15 protein-coding genes, 1 tRNA gene and 2 pseudogenes are annotated in these 19,202 nt (G+C 37.8%); 7 read left to right on the top strand and 11 right to left on the bottom strand.

Annotated features, from left to right (window positions below):
- Positions 1-55 precede the first annotated feature (55 nt).
- The 4 genes from ACKI4H_RS17675 (at position 56) to ACKI4H_RS17660 (ending at position 3,410) form a co-directional block, all read left to right on the top strand.
- Entirely contained in the window at positions 56-274 is a 219-nt protein-coding gene (locus ACKI4H_RS17675) for a hypothetical protein (RefSeq protein WP_407308067.1), read from the top strand.
- A gap of 194 nt (positions 275-468) precedes the next feature.
- Positions 469-1,344, top strand: coding sequence for a lysophospholipid acyltransferase family protein (locus tag ACKI4H_RS17670; protein ID WP_407308065.1), 876 nt, complete (start codon positions 469-471; stop codon positions 1,342-1,344).
- A gap of 183 nt (positions 1,345-1,527) precedes the next feature.
- Positions 1,528-2,571: a glycosyltransferase gene (locus tag ACKI4H_RS17665; RefSeq protein ID WP_407308063.1), complete on the top strand. Its 1,044-nt coding sequence runs from the start codon at positions 1,528-1,530 to the stop codon at positions 2,569-2,571.
- Entirely contained in the window at positions 2,571-3,410 is an 840-nt protein-coding gene (locus ACKI4H_RS17660) for a glycosyltransferase family 25 protein (RefSeq protein WP_407308061.1), read from the top strand. Before ACKI4H_RS17665 ends, ACKI4H_RS17660 begins: the two co-directional genes overlap by 1 nt.
- A gap of 27 nt (positions 3,411-3,437) precedes the next feature.
- Here the strand turns inward: ACKI4H_RS17660 and ACKI4H_RS17655 are convergent, their stop codons facing one another.
- The 11 genes from ACKI4H_RS17655 to ACKI4H_RS17605 all read right to left on the bottom strand — a co-directional run bounded on the left by ACKI4H_RS17655 (position 3,438) and on the right by ACKI4H_RS17605 (position 15,744).
- Positions 3,438-4,595: a glycosyltransferase family 4 protein gene (locus ACKI4H_RS17655; RefSeq protein WP_407308059.1), complete on the bottom strand. Its 1,158-nt coding sequence runs from the start codon at positions 4,593-4,595 to the stop codon at positions 3,438-3,440.
- Between the two features lie 31 nt (positions 4,596-4,626).
- The gene (locus ACKI4H_RS17650) at positions 4,627-5,406 is read right to left on the bottom strand and encodes a glycosyltransferase (RefSeq protein WP_407308057.1); all 780 of its coding nucleotides are present in this window, start codon (positions 5,404-5,406) and stop codon (positions 4,627-4,629) included.
- Between the two features lie 79 nt (positions 5,407-5,485).
- Entirely contained in the window at positions 5,486-6,550 is a 1,065-nt protein-coding gene (locus ACKI4H_RS17645; RefSeq protein WP_407308055.1) for a glycosyltransferase family 4 protein, read from the bottom strand.
- Complete coding sequence (locus tag ACKI4H_RS17640; protein ID WP_407308053.1) at positions 6,547-7,572, bottom strand: ELM1/GtrOC1 family putative glycosyltransferase; 1,026 nt, start codon at positions 7,570-7,572, stop codon at positions 6,547-6,549. The genes ACKI4H_RS17645 and ACKI4H_RS17640 overlap by 4 nt, the downstream gene beginning before the upstream one ends.
- The gene (locus ACKI4H_RS17635) at positions 7,565-8,557 is read right to left on the bottom strand and encodes a glycosyltransferase (RefSeq protein WP_407308051.1); all 993 of its coding nucleotides are present in this window, start codon (positions 8,555-8,557) and stop codon (positions 7,565-7,567) included. The genes ACKI4H_RS17640 and ACKI4H_RS17635 overlap by 8 nt, the downstream gene beginning before the upstream one ends.
- A 12-nt stretch (positions 8,558-8,569) precedes the next feature.
- Positions 8,570-9,343: a polysaccharide deacetylase family protein gene (locus tag ACKI4H_RS17630; protein ID WP_407308145.1), complete on the bottom strand. Its 774-nt coding sequence runs from the start codon at positions 9,341-9,343 to the stop codon at positions 8,570-8,572.
- A gap of 46 nt (positions 9,344-9,389) precedes the next feature.
- Entirely contained in the window at positions 9,390-10,280 is an 891-nt protein-coding gene (locus ACKI4H_RS17625) for an ELM1/GtrOC1 family putative glycosyltransferase (protein ID WP_407308049.1), read from the bottom strand.
- Positions 10,281-10,372: 92 nt separating this feature from the next.
- The gene (locus ACKI4H_RS17620; RefSeq protein WP_131271176.1) at positions 10,373-11,299 is read right to left on the bottom strand and encodes a branched-chain amino acid transaminase; all 927 of its coding nucleotides are present in this window, start codon (positions 11,297-11,299) and stop codon (positions 10,373-10,375) included.
- Positions 11,300-11,333: 34 nt separating this feature from the next.
- Positions 11,334-14,078: a bifunctional [glutamate--ammonia ligase]-adenylyl-L-tyrosine phosphorylase/[glutamate--ammonia-ligase] adenylyltransferase gene (gene glnE, locus ACKI4H_RS17615; protein ID WP_407308046.1), complete on the bottom strand. Its 2,745-nt coding sequence runs from the start codon at positions 14,076-14,078 to the stop codon at positions 11,334-11,336.
- Positions 14,079-14,152: 74 nt separating this feature from the next.
- The gene (locus ACKI4H_RS17610; protein ID WP_407308044.1) at positions 14,153-15,427 is read right to left on the bottom strand and encodes a sensor histidine kinase; all 1,275 of its coding nucleotides are present in this window, start codon (positions 15,425-15,427) and stop codon (positions 14,153-14,155) included.
- Between the two features lie 230 nt (positions 15,428-15,657).
- Positions 15,658-15,744: transfer RNA gene (locus ACKI4H_RS17605), tRNA-Leu, on the bottom strand.
- Between the two features lie 194 nt (positions 15,745-15,938).
- Here ACKI4H_RS17605 and queA point away from each other — a divergent pair.
- The 3 genes and pseudogenes from queA (at position 15,939) to ACKI4H_RS17590 (ending at position 18,630) form a co-directional block, all read left to right on the top strand.
- Positions 15,939-16,976, top strand: a complete 1,038-nt coding sequence (gene queA / locus ACKI4H_RS17600) for a tRNA preQ1(34) S-adenosylmethionine ribosyltransferase-isomerase QueA (protein ID WP_407308042.1) — start codon at positions 15,939-15,941, stop codon at positions 16,974-16,976.
- Positions 16,977-17,003: 27 nt separating this feature from the next.
- Positions 17,004-18,030: pseudogene (locus ACKI4H_RS17595) on the top strand (hypothetical protein).
- A gap of 30 nt (positions 18,031-18,060) precedes the next feature.
- Positions 18,061-18,630: pseudogene (locus ACKI4H_RS17590) on the top strand (LemA family protein).
- Positions 18,631-19,202: the final 572 nt, after the last annotated feature.

Genomic DNA, 19,202 nt, shown 5'->3' with positions numbered 1-19,202 from the left:
AAGACTTGAGAATGGCATAATAGCTATCTATTTCTGCTTTGTGGTGAGCAACCTTATGGCCATGCGTCCTGCTGTCCGTCGTCGTGCACTTGTGTTAATTATATTTGCTGTAGCTCAATGGTTGTTTATGCGTTATATCTTGGCTAACGGTTTGTTCAATATGGATACCAATCAACGTATTCTATATTTTTGTGTGAGCAGCCTGGGCGGGGCCTTACTGATTTTTGTAAGTTTGATTTATATGGTTTTAAAAGGCAATGCTGACAAACCTTAATCATTCTTTCTCTTCACTGGATTAATCAGATTCTTCTTCCAGTGATTTTATTGTATTATCGTATTTATTTTGTTCTCAAGAATTTTAAACTTCATTTTCTGTGGTTTAGAAATGACGCAGCATCTTTGATGCCATAAAACTCTTTCAAAATTTTCTTTTATAATTATCTGGGCTATTAAAGAGTTTGCGTTGTTATGTATTTTTTATTCAAAGTTGTCTCTTTACTTCCGCTCTGTGTTTTACAATTCATTGCATCTTGCATTGCAATTCTTCTAAACTGCTATAATTCATCCATGAAACAAGTGAGCAGCATTAATTTAAAACTTGCATATCCAGAATTAAATATCCCACAACATCAAGCTTTACTAAAAAAAACTCTAAAAAGTCAGTGTCTTACCTACATAGAATCCATTAAGATTTGGGGTATGCCCCAAGACTATAATGTTGACTTGATCAAAAATACTTTTGGCGAACAGCATCTAACCGAAGCACTAAATAGTGAAAAAGGCACGATTGTTGTGCTGTTACATTTAGGCAATTGGGAATTGGTCAATGTTTGGCTGAATCAATATACTAACCCTGTGGTTATGTATAAGCCCAGTAAAAATAAAGGTATTAACCGTTTTATGTTAGAGGCGAGACAAAGCACAAGAGCAACGCTTGTGCCTACTGATGAAAATGGAGTCCGCGCGATTTTCAAGCACATAAAACAAGGGGGCTTAACCGTCATATTACCTGACCATTTACCCAAAGAATCGGGCGGTATTTATGCCGATTTCTTTGGACAAAAAGCCTTATCTACTACCTTAGTTTCCAAACTTGCCAGTAAAACGCAATGTAATGTGATTGGTATAAGTTGTCTGCGTAATTCAGATAATCAGTTTGATATTCACTGCACCCCATTATCCGAGAATATTTTTTCTAAAGCCTTACAGGTTTCGGTCGACCAGTTAAATCAAGATGTTGAAGCCATGATCAATGTCGCACCTGAACAGTATATTTGGTCTTATAAACGGTTTAAAAAAATTGAAGGAGGAGAGAATATTTATTTAAACTATGCCATAAGCTAAATTTCTTAAATATAAGAAAATCGAGATTAGGATTGTTTTAATACACCTTTTATTTTATTAATTCGGCTATCATTTAACTTATTATTGTTGGGTTTGTTTATACAATATTGAAAAATACTATAGGTAAATAGTACTCTATAGCCCATATATAAAAATATTGTCCATGCACATTTGGAGACATCCTTGAGTCAAAAGTCTTTAAAAATTTTACATATTGCCAACTTTAAAACCGAAAATAACGGATCGATGTTTTATAATACGGATGCCAAAATTCAGCATGGACTCATTGAATTAGGCCATTATGTACATGCTTTTGACTATAAATATATGGTCAGAAAAAGTAATATCTTCAATACCACTTCTTTATCCCATAAAAAGACTCATCAACAACTATTAGAACTTTGTGAAAATATCCATTTTGATCTAATTCTACTGGGCCATATTCATTTACCGCTAGATTTTTTAAAGCAGATTAAACAAGTTTGTTCAGCTAAAGTAGCCATGTGGTTTGTAGATCCAATTAATGAAGCTCATCGCTTAAAACATTTCCATGAAATGCAAAAAGAAATAGATTACATTTTTGTGACCACTGCAGGAGACTATCTCAAGCAGCTGTCTAAAATTTGTGATCACCCTATCTTTGCCTTTACACCCAACTTAAGTTTAGCGTGTATTGAGCAAGCGCGTGACAATTGGCTAAATTATGAAAATGATGTCATTTTTTGTGGTTCAAATAGTAAATATCCTGAACGCGAAGCTTTTATTCAAAACCTGAAAGAAAATTTACCTGAATTAAAATTTAAGTTAGGTGCCTGCTTAGGTCAACCCAGCCTATTTGGTCACCCATATCAAACCGCAGTTAGAAATAGTTTAATGGGTATTAACTATTCAAAATATAATGATATTTATATGTATAGTAGTGATCGAATTGCTCAACTTACCGGTATGGGCAACTTGGTTTTTACCGCAAGAACACCGGGCTTAGAACTCTTATTTCCCCATGACAGTATCGTTTATTTTGAAAATCAGCAAGATCTGATTCATAAAATGAAGCATTTTCATCAGCACCCTGATCAAGCAATTGAAATTGCAAAAAAGGGTTATGAACTGGCTCACACTGTCTTTGAATCTAAAAATGTATTACAGCAATGGTTGAATTTAATTTATAAAGAAACATTAAATTCAGCTTGGCAAGATGAAGTTTATTTGGCCGGGACACAAATTTAATGAATAAAAATCCTTCACTCTTAATTTTATGTATTTCTTTAGAACAAAGTAAAGACCGAAGAGAAAACATCGAAAAAGAAATAGATACGTTAAAATCCTTATGTACTAATACTGATATTGATTTTCAGTTTTTTAATGGTATTTACGGTCGTGATTTAGCACCACAATATCTCTCTTTTATTAATATTGCACGAGAGCAAGCTGAACAATGTAAACGTCCATTGGGAGCAGGTGAAATTGGATGCCTACTTAGTCATATGTTTATATGGCAAAATCAAATAGATGGACAATATGATCAATATGATCGAATAATTATTATCGAAGATGATGTGTATTTAAATACCAATCAGATTAATAAGAAAATTTTAGATATTGTGAACTCAAAAGAAGAATTTATTTTCTTAGGTGGTCATACACTCCAGTCACGTACAAGAATCCATGGATATCCCTCAGCAAATAAACTGTTCTTTTACATGTTAGGCCCCTCAGATTTATATACAACAACTTGTGCCTATAGTGTTACCAAGGCTAAAGCTCAAGATTTCTTATACAAACTAGTTAAAAAACCAACATATGTCGATGACTGGAAATATTTATTAAAAAACCGATTAACAACACCTTATTATTTTTGTTTTGAACAAGGTGGAAAAAATGATAGTGCTATTAATTTAGATCGTCTTCAAAATAAAAATATTAAAAAGCCTAACAGAATTCAAAAGAATTTAACAAAGATAAAAAATGACATTATTGCAAGATTAAAATTACTAATAGTATTCAAGCATTGTTCTTCCTTAGCAGAATTTTTAAAGAAGAACAATGAGGACTTTTATAAAGACTAGAAAACAAAATATATTAATTAAAATGGATTAATTTATATTTAATTCATTTTTAATTAACTTTCTCATATTAACTGTAAAATCATTAATATTATGATTACTCTTTACATAATTAACAGCTTCTTGTGCTAAAAATTCGCGTTTCATCTCATCTTGTAAAAGCTGTTGAATTCCCAATATATAGTTATCTATCTTTTCAAAGCCATCGCCCAAGACATCGCCCACAAAATAACCAAATTTTTTGGTTAAATTTTCTGGATTACGGTTACTAACTAATAAAGTACCATATGATAAGGCTTCTAAAAATGAAATTGGTAATGCTTCATGTATTGAAGTATTAACTAAAATTTTAGCATCTTTTAAAAAATTTTCCTTTTCAATACCGTCTACATGTCCAACAAAATGCAAATTCTTTATGTTTTCATATTGAGACATAATTAGGGAGTTTTTATCGCTTTCTCTAAATGTCTGACCTAACATATAAAATTCATATTCAGGCATTTTTCTTGCTATCTCGCAAAAAAGCCATCCCCTCTTAACTGACTCGATTCGCCCAAGAAATATAATCATATTTTTTTTAGGATGATTTAATAATTCAAAATCATCATCAATTTCAATTGGATTATGAAATAATTCAATTGGGGTACTTGAATCAAGTTTATATAAATCGACTGCTTTTTGATTCAGAAAATTTGCCTGAGATATAAATTTTACTCGTTTTTCCACATACAACTGATGCACTAAATCATATATTTTTTGATCATAGTAATTAGTTTCTGGAAAAATTTTAACTGTGCTAATTTCATCCCATTCATACTGAGGACGAGGATCTTGAATCCATAAAATTAATTTTTTATTTCGATCTGTCTCATTTTCAAGAATATAATTAAAAGTTAATTCTATACTCAAATATAAATCATAATTCTGCTTTTTAAGCCATTTTTTTGCAAACCATCTTTTTTTAGGTAAACGATAAGCCTTAATATCATCTACATTATATTCTTCAGCTAGAAAATATTTTTTTCCTTTTCCTAAAAGGACATCTACTTGGAATTCATCATTAGGTAAATATTTAGCAATTAATCTTCTGGCTAAAAACCCATATCCACCAAATGCAGTATTTGCTCCACCAAAAAACTCATCTATGATTAATCCAACTTTAATTTTTTTCTTGAACTGATTATTCACTAAAACTATCCTATAAGCTAAAAATTATATCTTAAATTTTGTTATTTAAAAGTTTATACATCAAACAATTTGGATGTAAATCATGAAGATCTTTATTTTTAAGCATCTCATTATATAAATGTATACATAAAGTTCTTGAAGTTATTACATCTATAACACTTAACTCAGGATCAAATAATTGGCTTACACAACTATAATGAATAGGATAAAATATATCTATTGAACTTACATTTTTTTCTAATAGGAATTTTTTTATATAATATGTGATTGCTTTAGGACCAATGACTCCCCAAGGCATATGCTCTAAACCTTTACCAAAACCCAATAACTTTTTTAATTTCAAACGAAATTGCTTAGTTTTAGAATACCAAGGTGGAATAAAATATGGATCATAAGCTGCACTTGTTAAACTGCTTAAAACTTTACTATCTTTAGGCAAAGCTAATACAGCACCATTGATAAGTTTATCATCTTCAAAACTTAACAAATATCCAGACTTAGGTTTTTCAATTGGTTTCAGGCAATACACATCACAATCCACATAAAGTCCGTCTATCTTTTTTAATAATTCATAGCGAAAAATATCTGAAAATAACGCATAACTTCCAGTTTTTTTATGCTTGATTATATTATTTTCAGGAATAATTAAGTTTGCATCTAATACAACTACACCTTGAGGTAGATCCTCAATTTCATTATAAGTATGTAAAAATACAGAATGTCCTCTCATAACGAAGGAGCTTAGGCAACATCTTGAAATTCCCCCTAACTTACTCCCAACCCAAAGTGCATGTATATCTATTAAATCCACTAAATGATCCTTTAAAATAAATAAAATCAAAAACCTATTACTGTTAATATTATATAACGATTTTTACTATTATAATAACTCAACAATAATGGTGATAAACTTCATTCACTAAAGCATTATGCTTTTTCGCAATCTGTTCAAAACAGTATTTCTCTAATGCTTCTTTCTTGCCCTGCTGCGCAAATTTCATTGCTTCATCAGGATGACTGATCAAGTATTCAATTCCTTCTGCCAGGCTTTCGGCATCTCCAGCTTTAGCACACCATGCATTTATGCCGTGTTTAGCTGTTTGACGAATCCCAATATCGTCTGTTGTAATTAGGGTCTTGCCCCAGGCAAAAGCATCGAGAATCCCAATGCCTTGAATTTCCGTAATTGAAGGCAATGCAATAATATCTGCTTGTTGCATTAACGCTAATTTAGCATCACCTCCCATCCAGCCTGGGAATTGAACCTTTTCACTCAAATCCAAAGCGGTGGCCTGAGCTTTACACTGCTCCAACATCTCACCTTGACCGGCCAAAATCGCTTTAAAGTTCACACCTTTTTTATGTAAAATGGCTAATGCATCTATCATCACATGGACACCTTTATTTGGCACCATTCGTGTAAGCATAACCAAGGTCACAGGGTCTCTTAAGGGTTGAGGCTTTGCTTCTAACTTTGGCAAATACGTTAAATTTGAGATCACCATCTGAGGCTTATTTTTACGATCTTGATCCGATTGTAATTTTTGCACCAACTCTTGTACATAAGGGGTGATATGCAAAAAGGCATCTGCACGTATCGTCCGTTTTACGTTATGACTATGATTTACTGCAATGACCGGAATTTTCTTCTTCATGCCAATCATGGCATTTTTAAACAGCCATACTGCTTTACCACTGTGTGCAATAATAATATCCGGTTGCTGTTTGTAAATAAAATCTCTAACTTTTAATGCTGCAGTTAGGCTATAAAAACCAGTATTCGGAATAACCTGAATCGGCCATTCGCCACTACTTAAATGGGCATTTTCTTCACCGCGTAAAAGTACGACTTCATGACCATAGCTTGTTAAAGTATTTGCAATATCGAGCACTGCCTGCCAGCGACCACCTGTTGCATCGCCATAAACAGTGTTAATGATTTTTAATTTTTTCAAGAGAATAGCCTTTCTTTCAGCAGTTGCGCGAGTTTTTCACTTGGTTCATATTCTAATGGCCTTAATACCCAGAAGCCATCATTGATTGCCAATTCATGAATTGGAACTACCATCGCTAATGCACTGGATTCCAACCGCTTTAAAACATTAGAAAATTTCGTATCCGGTTGAAATTTTTCAGGATAATAAACAATTAATGGACGCTGAGCACTAATACTTTCCATCATCATAGACATCGAATCTGCACCACAAAATACAGCACAAGATACAGCTAAAAATTGATGTAAAATCTTCCGTGGATGTTCACTCCACCAAATAGAATCGACAATATAACGATCATTTAATTCAGCTTTTAAAATCGCTTCAGCTTCCGCACCAGTACGTCGTGAAGTACTGATTAGCCATCGAATATTATTATTTTTTGCGAGACTATTCATTTCCCGAGCTAACTGTTTCCAGTCTTCAGCCTTGTAATCTGCTCCTGCACCCTCCCCACCAATCAGCATCGTCCATAATTTTTGCTGAATTTCAGGATGTTCCGCATGCCAGACCTCCCCATGTACAGCTAAAGTCTTCTGACTGATAGGCATTGCTGAAACAGGTAAACTGATAAAGGGCTTTGGCATATCAGGTTCAAGGACTAAAATTGCATCAAACAATGCTTCATTTAAATGCCTTAAAGAACCACAAAAAATATTTTTTGCACGATAGGCTCGAGCTAACCATGCAACAGCATAAGCAGTATTTCCTCCCGCACCAATCACAATATCGGGTGCTTGTTGAGGCAAAACTATGCCCTGATAAAAGTAATTTATTTTTTCTACAGCAGGAATGGTTGAATTAAGTAGCCATGCCATGGGACGACGTAAAAAACTTTTTTTTAGTTTCAGCTCAATCCAGTGGATATCCAGTTCAAATTCATGTTCCAAGGCAAACAGCACACCTTTAGACTGAGCAAAATGACCGGGGACCCCATCACTCACCACCCATACTGTCTTTTTAGCTTTGTCATTTTTAGGCATTAATCAACTCCCGGTAAACTTGGAGTGTGTTTTGAATCATGGCATCTATAGTAAGCTGCTGTTGTGCAAAAACATATATCTCTTCAGATTGTTGTTTTAACGCTGCAAAGTCATTCACATATGTTTCAATTAACTGATGTAATGCAGTGACATCATTTGCGGCACATATCAAGCTTCCCGGTAAAACCTCTGGCACCATTCCCACATCTGTTGAAATGACGGGGCGATGCTGTAATAAAGCCTCTGAAAGTGTATATGGCCCGCCTTCATTACGCGAAGAAATAACAAGAAAATCTGCTTGCTGCAACAAATCATTGATATCGTCACGATGGCCCAACAGTTGAATTTTTTCACTTAAATTTAACTGCTGAATTCGGGATTCTAATAACAATTTTTCCGGTCCATCGCCTACGATCCAGAGATTTGCATCGATTCCTTGCCATGCTTCAACCAAAAGATCCAGACCCTTTGCTGGAACCAGACGACCGATCGCTATTACTTGCAAGGGTGTGCTTGACGTTCGATTCAGGTAGCTACTTGGCGCATGCACACCATTTAGCACTACACGTATTGCATCTTGTTTTTTAAACTGCTTGGCAACACGTTGACTTACGGCAATGACTCGATCAAATTTTTCAAATGAATGAATATTACGTTTTAAGTTATGTAAGGTCGCAACACTAGGAACATCCAGCCATTTTAATAAGGGTGCAATCATCGCTACAGCTTTATTAGCATGCACATGCAATACATCAGGTTTTATTTGCTTGATTAATCGATATAACTGCCATAATAAAAAAGGATTTTTCCGGCTTTTTGTGAGATCTACAGATTTAAAATTGACCCCGTGTACACGTGATGCATATTTGGCATGAGCAATTAGCGTCACTTGTTGACCTTGCTGTACCAGACCATTCACCATTTCTATGACATGCTTTTCTAAACCGCCTTCTTCATCACCGGCCATAACCATACAGATATGCATTATTTTTCTCTCTTAGCTACGCTGACCCAATTTAAGACGCAATTTCACTGCAAACATTGAATCTTTACCACTAATTTTAATACGTTGTAACTGCATAAAATCTGGATGTTCTGAGTCGATTCCTTCTTTTGTAGTTACCGCATTGCGATAACCTACCTGTTTTGCCATCTCCACATCACGTACAGAATAAATACCAAAGGGATAAGCAAAACTTGTAACAGGCCGATTGGTTAATTGCTCTAATTGAACTTTAGATTCAGATAATTCCTTTAAGCATTCAGCATCATCTAATTTATCAAGATTGGCATGGGTTAAAGTATGCGAGCCAATTTCCACTAAGTCTGAGTCGGCGAGGAATTTCACTTGCTCATCATTCAACTTGGATTCACGTGCCAGTTCACCACTATTATGATGGGCTTTTTTATAGGTTGACCAATCACGATCATGACGATCCACCACAACATAAATGGTCGCTTTAGCTTGATATTTCTCTAAAATTGGATAGGCATTTTCCAGGTTATCCAGATAGCCGTCATCAAAGGTAATCGCGACAGTTTTTTCAGGATGCTTATCCCAATTGGCCTGTAATTCCTGCATGGTGATAAAATGAAAACCTTCAGCTTTCATCCATGCGACCTGTTTTTCAAATTCACTCGGTTTAACCCGTAATTTATTAAACTTTGCACCGTCAATATGGTCTCTGACCATGTGATACATTAAAATCCGAGGACGTTTCCAGTCTACTGCTGGCTTCCACCACGCATATTTATAGCTAAATACAATCATGAGAATCAGCAATAGAAGAAAAATATAAGTCACAGTTTAAACCTGATTATTGGGCTAAGAGATATGTTGCCACACGCTCTGCTTCTTTAAAAGCATGAGCTTCAGCTAACGCCTGAATTGAAGCACTCCCTGAAATCAGGTTAGATTGAAGCATTTGATCTACCGATTGAGTAATGCGGTCCTGTTTTAAACGATCAAGCTTGATTACACCCACCCGACATCCCGCTGTTAATGCCTCAAAAATCATCGAAACACTATCTTCAGTCACCCAAACTGCTTCTGCCTTTTGCATTTCTTCAAAAATCCAGCCTTGAGGTGTCTGCTCAACAGGAAATATTTTTAACCTTGATACATATGCTTTTTCATTCAAATGATCTAAAAATTCTTTCGGGGTACGGCGTGAAGTGGTCAGAATAATCTCGGCTTGAGGATGCAGATCGACGATTTGCTGAATTGAAGCTAAAACTTTTTCTTCATTCCATTGATGTCGTTTGGACGATCCACCGAGTGCGATTAGAAATCTATTTTGCTGATGTCTCTGTTCATTAACAATTGGATTTAGTGCACCTTTAGTAACGACCACATGTTCTGATGCAGTAATACCATCATGCTCTGGAATAATCACATGATCAAACCAAGCAAATGGAAAATTAGGTTTCATTAAAATAATCGTTTTCGCTTCAGGATAAACATGTCCAAGCAATAAAACGCGTAACTGGGTATGACTGCCTACGCCAAAAATATAATCCGGCTGTTGCTTTAGCGTGGCCATACTCTTTTTAAACATTGCAGACAATAAGCTAAAAATTGGCAACTGATCTATTGATGCTTCTTCGAAGGTGACTTGATCTGCACTTTGTCTTTGCATTGCCTTATATAAGCCGATTGCTTGCGAGCGGTGTCCTGCTTTGCCATCACTGACATAGACAATATGCATAACAAGATTCCTCAAAAGAAAAATAAACTCAAATCTTAATCAATAAAAAAGGCGAAAACCGAGTTTTCGCCTTTTGATCTTACCTGATCAACCTATTTTACGTAAGTCAACCAATGTGCATATTTAGGGTCTTTACCCTGAACTGCATCAAAGAATGCTTTTTGAATTTGTGTAGTGATTGGACCACGTGAACCTGAACCAATTTCGCGATCATCATATTCACGGATTGGTGTAACTTCAGCAGCAGTACCGGTAAAGAATGCTTCATCACCAATGTAGAATTCATCACGGGTGATACGGCGCTCGAACACTTCAATGCCTAAATCTTTGGCAATGGTAATAATGGTTTGACGCGTAATACCGTCTAATGCACCACCCGCAATATCCGGTGTATGCAAAGCGCCATCTTTTACCAAGAATACGTTTTCACCTGAACCTTGGCATACATAGCCTTGTGGGTCCATCAACATAGCTTCATCATAACCTGAATGTGCAACTTCTTGGTGTGCAAGAATAGACAAAGTATAGTTACCCGATGCTTTTGCCTTACACATGGTCACATTAGGATGATGATGAGTAAATGATGAAGTTTTAACGCGAATACCTTTCGCCATCGCTTCATCACCTAAGTAAGCGCCCCAGCTCCATGCAGCAACAGTAGCATGAATGGTATTGTCCGTTGCAGCGATACCCAGTTTTTCAGAACCGATAAAGATAATGGGACGCAAATAGCAAGAGGCTAATTTATTTTCACGTACAACATCAATTTGAGCTTGCTCTAGAGTTTTTTGATCAAATGGAACTTTCATTTGATAAATTTTTGCAGAGTTAAGCAAACGTTTTGTATGATCCTGAAGACGAAAAATCGCAGTTCCATTCGGAGTCTCATAAGCACGGACACCTTCAAACACACCCATACTATAATGTAAGGTATGTGTTAAGACGTGAATTTTAGCCTCACGCCAATCAACCATTTGTCCATCTTGCCAAATAAAACCATCACGATCAGCCAAGTTCATGGCGCACTCTCCAAATTTTTATACACAGTCATCTTTATCCAATGCAAATATTTGCAGTTGGATCAATTAATCTTTGCCATAACTTGCAAACGATCACGCGGGTATCGTGCCAGTCCGCAGCATTCACTTGCATGGATTGATTTGCAAGGGCTAAACGGTGGCTCTCGGCTCGTTCACTGAGATAAGCTTGAATCAATGCTGTCGCATCGTCGCTGGATAAGCAACCTGCTTTTGCGGCATCTTCAAGGATTCGTACATTGTCGGAGTAATGGGCGAGATCGGGATTCGACCCACTCCAGGCTAACACCACATACTGTGCCATAAATTCGATATCAACGATACCACCTGCGTCCTGTTTTAAATGAAAAATTCCATCTTTTTGCTGTTCTTTAGATGAGCCCAAGTGGTCTTTCATTTTCTGACGCATCTTCAAAACCTCTTCACGAACTTTGGCCTCGTCTCGGGGTTGAGTCAAAATACGACAACGCAATGCTTCAAATTTATCACGTAAACTTTTTTCACCGGCAATGGAACGTGCACGCACCAAAGCCTGATGTTCCCACACCCAGGCACTTTTCAGCTGATATTGCTCAAAGGCTTTTAAGCTGGTCACCAACAATCCTGCCTCACCGGATGGACGCAAACGGGTATCAATTTCATAGACACGACCATCTAAAGTTTGTGTAGTCATCAATGACATAAATTTTTGTGCCACACGCATGGCAAATTCAAAACCGCTAATTTGCTTGGTTCCGTCGGTATCGCCCTGTTCACTCATATAATGAATAAACACCAGATCCAGATCCGAACCATAACCCAGTTCAATTCCACCGACTTTGCCATAACCTGCCACGACAAATGCCGTGTGATCGAGCGAACAACGCTGACCTTCTGCATCGAGCGGATAGCCATGTTTTTTTGCAGTCATTTGATAAGCCAAATGTAAAGCTGCATTCACCGAGACTTCTGCAATATCTGTGAGTGCGTCGGATACTTTCATCAATGGACTTTCGGCCAAGACATCACTGGCTGCAACCGCCAAAACATTGGATTTTTTGAATAAGCGCAGCACCCGCATTTGATCTTCTACCTGATCAATTTCAATACGGAGCAGTTGTTGCCTAAGTGAATCTTCCAAATCTTGACGCTTTGGCAATTCAAAATCCATCGACAAAAATTCATCCAGTAACACTGGATAATGGGTGAGTTCCTCGCAAATCCACGGGCTCACGGTTGCCATTTTAACCAGACGCTGCAAAGCGCCTTTGCTCTCGATCAGCATGACTAGATATACGGTCCGACGCATCACCGATTCGACCAAGGGCATTAAACGCAAGAGCGCGACTTGCGGTTTATCTGACTGCAAAATTGCTTCAATCAAATGTGGCCAAAAGGTTTTTAAGCGCTGTACTGCTTTAGCAGGTAATTTCTTCAGTGCATGTCCATACCAAAATTCATGGATGAGATTTTTTGCATTTTCATCCAGAACAGCATCTAACTGTTTTTCAAGCTGGCTAAAGCTTTCGATTAACGGATCGGGTTCTTTTTCTTTAATCAGGTGTTCAAACTGATAAATCACTTTAGCGCGTTTCTGATTCAGAAATGTAATGAAGGACTCCCAATCAGCAAAGCCTAAAGTCTCAATCATACGCTGACGTAAATCGGGTTCACTCGGCAAGGACTGTGTTTGCTGATCATTCAAGGCCTGGATGGCATGTTCCACACGGCGCAGGAACAAATAAGCATCTTCCAGCTCAGCCACGGCTTGCGTTTCAAGTAAACCGACCTCACCCAAATGATGCAGGCTGACTAAACATTGACGATCCTGTAATTCAAGCTTTGCCCCCCCGTAAATCAACTGAAAAACTTGCACAATAAATTCGACTTCACGAATACCACCCGCACCGAGCTTAATATCATCTTCAATATTACGGCGCAGTACTTCGCGTTCGATCATTGCCTTCATTTCACGCATGGCTTCAAAGGCGGTGTAGTCGACATATTTCCGGAACACGAATGGTCGGGTCATATCCAGCAGTTCACTGCCTTCTTTTCCACCAGTGACAATACGCGCTTTAATCCAGGCATAACGTTCCCATTCACGCCCGTGCTGACTTAAGTATTTTTCCAACGCAACGTGGCTAATGGCAAGTGCCGAACCATCCCCCCATGGACGCAAACGCATATCCACGCGAAATACGAAGCCATCTGCAGTCATATGATCCAGCAGATAAATCAGCTTCTGCCCCCACAGAATACAGAACTGCTGTACATCAATGCATTTACGGCCATTGGTTTCACCTTGCTCACCGAAGGCAAAAATAAGATCTATATCACTTGAAAGATTCAGTTCTTGAGCACCCAATTTACCCATTGCGACTACAATTAAATCTTGCACCGTACCGCTATAACCTATTGGTTCACCGTATTTTAAAACTAGAGGAACACGTGCGAAATCTTTTGCTGCACAAATGGATGCATCGGCAAAGTCTGAAAGTTCACGAGTCAAAGTGACCACATCGGTAAGTTGATTGGCATCCTGCCAAATCCAGCGAAACATCAAACGTGCGCGAAGTACACGAATGGCACACATCCATGTGGTTTCATCACTAATGTTATCTAAGGCACTATGAATAAGATTCTGGATTTGCGTGGTGCTTAAAGGAACGAGAAATTGGTCAATTGCATAATCTTGTTCAAGTAATAGTACATGATTTCCCAATACTTGCTCTGCGTATTGGCTAGCACGTAATGTTTTGTGCAATTGTTCCGCATTCATTGTTCAAACCTTCAGCCGACTTTTTTCTAGTTATATCAGCTGAAGAGAAATACAGGAAAAGAAAAATTTATTTTCTATACTTTTAGTGTTTCAGTTTTGAGGTGTTCCTGAGGTAAAGCCTGATGAGTACTGGTCGCTGCCGGTAAAGTCACATTAAAAATCGTACCTTCACCTTCTCTTGATTCTACAAAAATTTGACCATGATTCAAATCAATGAATCGCTTGCACAATACCAGACCCAGCCCCGTACCCTTTTCCCCAGCCGTACCTTTAATACTGGCAGTTACGGACTGCTGAAACAGCTGATCCATTTGCGTCTGACTCATGCCCATGCCTGTGTCACGAACAGAAATATGTACGCCCACTTCAGACTGGCTTGCGTTGATAATAACTCGACCCGTGCCATCAGTCGGGGTAAATTTTAAAGCATTGGAAACCAAATTCTGCATTACAGAGGTAATCATATTGATGTCAGCACATACTTTTATATCTTCTTCAATCTGGTCAATTAACTGAATATTTTTCTTGATTGCCAGACTATTTAAGACATCACAGACAATCTTGGTTGACTGTTTTAATTCAAAATTAATAGGGTGATAAATAAAACGCCCACCTTCTGCCATCGCCCAATTCAGCAGGCTTTCCAGCAGGTTATAGGTCGATTGTGCAGTATCATACAAATATTCAGAAATACTTTGCACACTGGATTCATCAAGTGTTTCACGTTCTTGCGACAATACTTCCGAAAAGCCGAGTAAACCATGAAAGGGCGCTCTTAAATCATGTGCAATAATCTGGAAAAATTTAGTTTTACTGAAATTGAGTGCAACTTGCCGTTCATACATTTCTTTGAGTTCGGCATGGTCAGCTTTCAGCTCAATGATATGGGCCAGGCTGTTGGTGAAATCTTGCACGGTGGCAATATCTTCAGGATTAAAACCTTCCTGTTGCAAATCAAAAAACAGCACCTGACCAATCGAAACCCCATCATTCATCCGCAGATCAAAAGCCAGATAACGTTTAGCTTCTGCACCAAAATGACTAACGTGCTGGACCAGATTCAGATATTGAGCATGTTGATCGTCAATAAAGGCCTGTCCTTCAAAATAAGGACTTAAACAGGTTTCACCCGGTGAACGGAACGCCTTGAAACCCTGGTTTGAGGAATACCAGATATAAGGCTCATTATGAAATGCCAACACAGCCTGATCAGCTCCGAGCATGCTTCGTGCAAATCTTAAAAAACGCTCAACCTGATTCGTCGGCGTAAAAACACCTAACAATAGTGAAAGCTTACATGCGCTAAGCTGCTCAGTTTCCGAGCCTATTTCAAGCAACTGCATTTTCATATCAGATTTATCCAATCACTATTGTTGTTGTAAAAATAATTATTACCCTTAACCTTATTAACAAATTTCCACAATGAGTACAATGGATAAAGACATAAAGAAACAAATGTGACCTTTTAGGACCTATTTGTGCAATTTATTCTTTTGACCCAGCACGCAAATGTAAGCAAAAAAAATTAAGCCAATAAAAAACCCCAAGCCTTTAGTACCGGCTTGGGGTTTTTTGAATCTGGTCCCGAGGGTCGGACTCGAACCGACACGTCATCTCTGACAGCGGATTTTGAGTCCGCCGCGTCTACCAATTTCACCACCTCGGGAAAGGGGCTACAAGCGCATTAGCTTGTGGTGGCTATATTACTATTAAACGCTGAATTGTCAATTATCCAATTGAATCAATTGATCACTTTTATAGCAAAAGCAAAAACTTTGTCTTAAAAAGCATCAGATATCATCTGGTTTGCCCTTTTCAGGACTATAATGCGGACGTTTTTCTTATTTTTATACATTGAAGATGCAACTTTCTGACTTTAACTTTGATCTCCCTGACGAACTCATTGCCCGCTACCCTTTAGAAACCCGTAGTGCTTCACGCCTTTTGCATTTAGATGCGCAAGGGCAATATCATGATTGTCATTTCACCGACATTCTTGATTTACTCGACTCTGGTGACTTGCTGATTTTAAATGACACCAAAGTAATGAAAGCACGCCTGAAAGGTAAACGTGCCTCTGGTGGTGCTGTAGAAGTTTTAGTGGAACGGATGCAGGACAAGTTTATTGCCCACTGCCACATTAAAGCCAGCAACTCGCCTAAAGCCGGTGCTGAACTTTTTATTGGCGAAGATGCGGTAAAAGTAACGGTGCAAGGCCGCCACGAAAACTTGTTTATTGTCGAGTTTTCACAACCGATTCTAGATGTTCTGGATCAATACGGTGCTTTACCGATTCCGCCTTATTTCAACCGTGAAGCAGAAGCTATTGATACCGAACGCTATCAAACGGTATTTAATGACCCGACAAAACTGGCAAGCGTCGCAGCACCAACGGCCAGCCTGCACTTCGACCAAGACTTATTAGAAAAGCTTGGAGCCAAAGGCATTCAAAAAACTTTTGTGACCTTGCATGTGGGTGCTGGTACATTCTTGCCGGTACGTACTACAGATATCGAAAACCACATTATGCACAGCGAATGGTGTGATGTTCCTGAACATACGGTTGAACTGATTCGTCAAACCAAAGCCCGTGGCAATAAAGTCATTTCTGTTGGAACAACAGCAACCCGTGCCGTTGAAAGTGCAGCTCAAGCGCATGGCGGCACACTAGAGGCATGGACAGGCGATACCCAAATTTTCATCTATCCAGGTTATGATTTTAAAGTGGTGGATCGTCTAATTACCAACTTCCATTTACCTGAATCTACTTTATTAATGCTGGTTTCGGCATTATCGAACCGTGATAATATTTTAAATGCTTATCATCATGCTGTAGACGCCAAATATCGCTTCTTTAGTTATGGTGATGCCATGCTGATAGATAAAATTACACCTTAATATTTGCCGATAAAAAAGAAGCACTCCATGCCGCTCGATACTGTTCAACATTCGATTCATATTCGACGTAAAAAAAATGAACGGGTTTTTCAGAATATTGCGCGGCTCTGGGAGATTGGCCGTCAGGCTCAAACCCAGCAGGATCTCCTCAACGATTTGCATCCGTGGAATGCGCCTATTGTACTTAAGTTTGAAAATGTCTTGCCGCTGCTGTTCGCTGCGTTAGGACTTTTTTTTAGCCTGCTGATTTTTATTGGCCCGACCAATATCTGGTTACAGGTTGGTCTGGTGACCGGCCTATTCATGATTTTTGGGCGTATATTAGTTATGAAGATAAAAAACCGATTGATGAGGTGATTGAATATTTAGAACAACAAAGCATTGCTAAAAAATATCAGCTCGCCTTCCGACAGCAACCGCAGCATATTTCTGTTCCGCCGCAACCGGCATTATTCATTGCGCATTTAAAACAGCTGTTTCCGGTGTTTAATCAAGGTACTCTCTCTAATGACATTCCCTATTATGCCAGTACGGTATGGGCAGATGAGGAAGGCAAACAACATCAAATCATTATTTTTCAATATCATTTTGTCAATCAAGTTCGCGTCCGTGATAAAGATGGCAATAATGTCAAAGTGAAAGAAGTTCATAAAGACTTATGGGGAGTGTTCATTTTTGACGTCGAAATCCAGGGACTTGCGATTACAACAGCACGCAAGAACTTTTATTATCCTTATAGTTTTCCCTGACATACCAGTGATATTCAGATTAATGAAAAATTAAACATTTTTGGCAGTGATAAAATGTAAACTGCAAAACTACTCTCGCCTGCCTTCGTACTGAAATTGGCGGATTTTTTTCCCAGCGTCAAGGCGATTTACTGTTCCATCCGACTAACCATACTTTATGCTTTTTAGGCCCCGCAGATTTATTGAAAATATCGAGTCAAGCTAAAAACATTCAAGATATTTCTACATTACGTGGACACTTACGGACTTTTAAATTACCTTATTTGGAAAGCTTACAGCTTGATTTAACGTACTTTTTAAAATAACAACGCTTGAAATTCTGGGGGGAGATATAAATGGGGCTGTTAATTTTTTTGCTATTAATCATCATTACTGTGGTCGTGGCCTGCATCATGATCCACAATAATATTGTTCGTCATCACAACGTTTCTATACGGACCTAGTCAGATGTAGCCCGTTATGAACATCAGAAGCTAAAGATCCTGGATGGCCTGCAACCTTTAGTTGAACAATATTCAAGTTTTGAAAAAGGTACTTTAGAAAAAGTGACTGAACTGCGTCAGAATATTTTAAATTTGAATGTAAATAATACCGATGTCTCGCAATTACAGCGCATTGAAAGCTTGAATAAAGAATTGATGCGTAATCTAAATGTAGTAGTTGAGAACTATCCTGAACTGAAAGCCAATGAAATTTATCTGAAAATGATGAATGAAATTGAAGAACAAAATAAAAATGTCGGTGCAGTCATTAGCATTTTCAACCGTAATGTGGAGCTATTTAACAACCATATTCAGGTTTTCCCTAATAACCTCGTGAATACCATGACCCTGAGTAAAAAAGCCATTCGCCCCTTTCGAGATCAAACTTTTACCCAAAATTTTGACTATCGACCTAATTTTTAACCCCCAGGACTTCTTGTGTTCACTCCGTATAAATAACAGCAAGAAGTCCAAAAATTATAATTTAAAAAAATAACTTCATAAAAAAGAATAACAATAATGAATATGAGGAAAATTAGATTTATACATGTGCCTTGGTTTTCAAAAATATTTGCGGTTAGAGGATTTAGCTATATCGACCATTGGTAGTTTATTCGCGGAGGGTACAAGTGGAGTCTTATGATTATTTTATAATTATTTACACATCGCCGATTAAGGCTATTTGCTGACTTTAGAATCGGCTTTGATTGATAGCAATCCTTAGATTCAGAAGATAATTCACCTGATTGCAGCGATGGATTGTGGGATAAAAGATGGCTGTGCCTTAGAAAAAAATGAAATATGAGAACGTATTGAACAGTTCTATCATAGCAACCACAATCTGACTTTAAGCAGCTCCAATCCCTTTTTCGATATACCGTGAAAAGGAAAGTATCGAGTTAAAATTCGACAACGCTGGTGTTTATGTGCGTAATCTAGGAAAATAGCCAACTTTTAGCGGCGAACTGTTTATTCGCTCTTGCACTGCAAGCAAG

The organism is Acinetobacter sp., assembly GCF_045628685.1.
GTDB lineage: Bacteria > Pseudomonadota > Gammaproteobacteria > Pseudomonadales > Moraxellaceae > Acinetobacter.
This window is presented reverse-complemented; position numbering and strand designations above follow the sequence as displayed.

Excerpts from the sequence above, each read along its gene's own strand:
- ACKI4H_RS17675 (WP_407308067.1), top strand. The coding sequence starts at position 56 with ATGGCCATGCGTCCTGCTGTCCGTCGTCGTGCACTTGTGTTAATTATA.
- ACKI4H_RS17670 (WP_407308065.1), top strand. The coding sequence starts at position 469 with ATGTATTTTTTATTCAAAGTTGTCTCTTTACTTCCGCTCTGTGTTTTA.
- ACKI4H_RS17660 (WP_407308061.1), top strand. The coding sequence starts at position 2,571 with ATGAATAAAAATCCTTCACTCTTAATTTTATGTATTTCTTTAGAACAA.
- ACKI4H_RS17640 (WP_407308053.1), bottom strand. The coding sequence starts at position 7,572 with ATGCCTAAAAATGACAAAGCTAAAAAGACAGTATGGGTGGTGAGTGAT.
- ACKI4H_RS17635 (WP_407308051.1), bottom strand. The coding sequence starts at position 8,557 with ATGCATATCTGTATGGTTATGGCCGGTGATGAAGAAGGCGGTTTAGAA.
- ACKI4H_RS17630 (WP_407308145.1), bottom strand. The coding sequence starts at position 9,343 with ATGATTGTATTTAGCTATAAATATGCGTGGTGGAAGCCAGCAGTAGAC.
- ACKI4H_RS17625 (WP_407308049.1), bottom strand. The coding sequence starts at position 10,280 with ATGCATATTGTCTATGTCAGTGATGGCAAAGCAGGACACCGCTCGCAA.
- ACKI4H_RS17620 (WP_131271176.1), bottom strand. The coding sequence starts at position 11,299 with ATGAACTTGGCTGATCGTGATGGTTTTATTTGGCAAGATGGACAAATG.
- glnE (WP_407308046.1), bottom strand. The coding sequence starts at position 14,078 with ATGAATGCGGAACAATTGCACAAAACATTACGTGCTAGCCAATACGCA.
- ACKI4H_RS17610 (WP_407308044.1), bottom strand. The coding sequence starts at position 15,427 with ATGAAAATGCAGTTGCTTGAAATAGGCTCGGAAACTGAGCAGCTTAGC.
- queA (WP_407308042.1), top strand. The coding sequence starts at position 15,939 with ATGCAACTTTCTGACTTTAACTTTGATCTCCCTGACGAACTCATTGCC.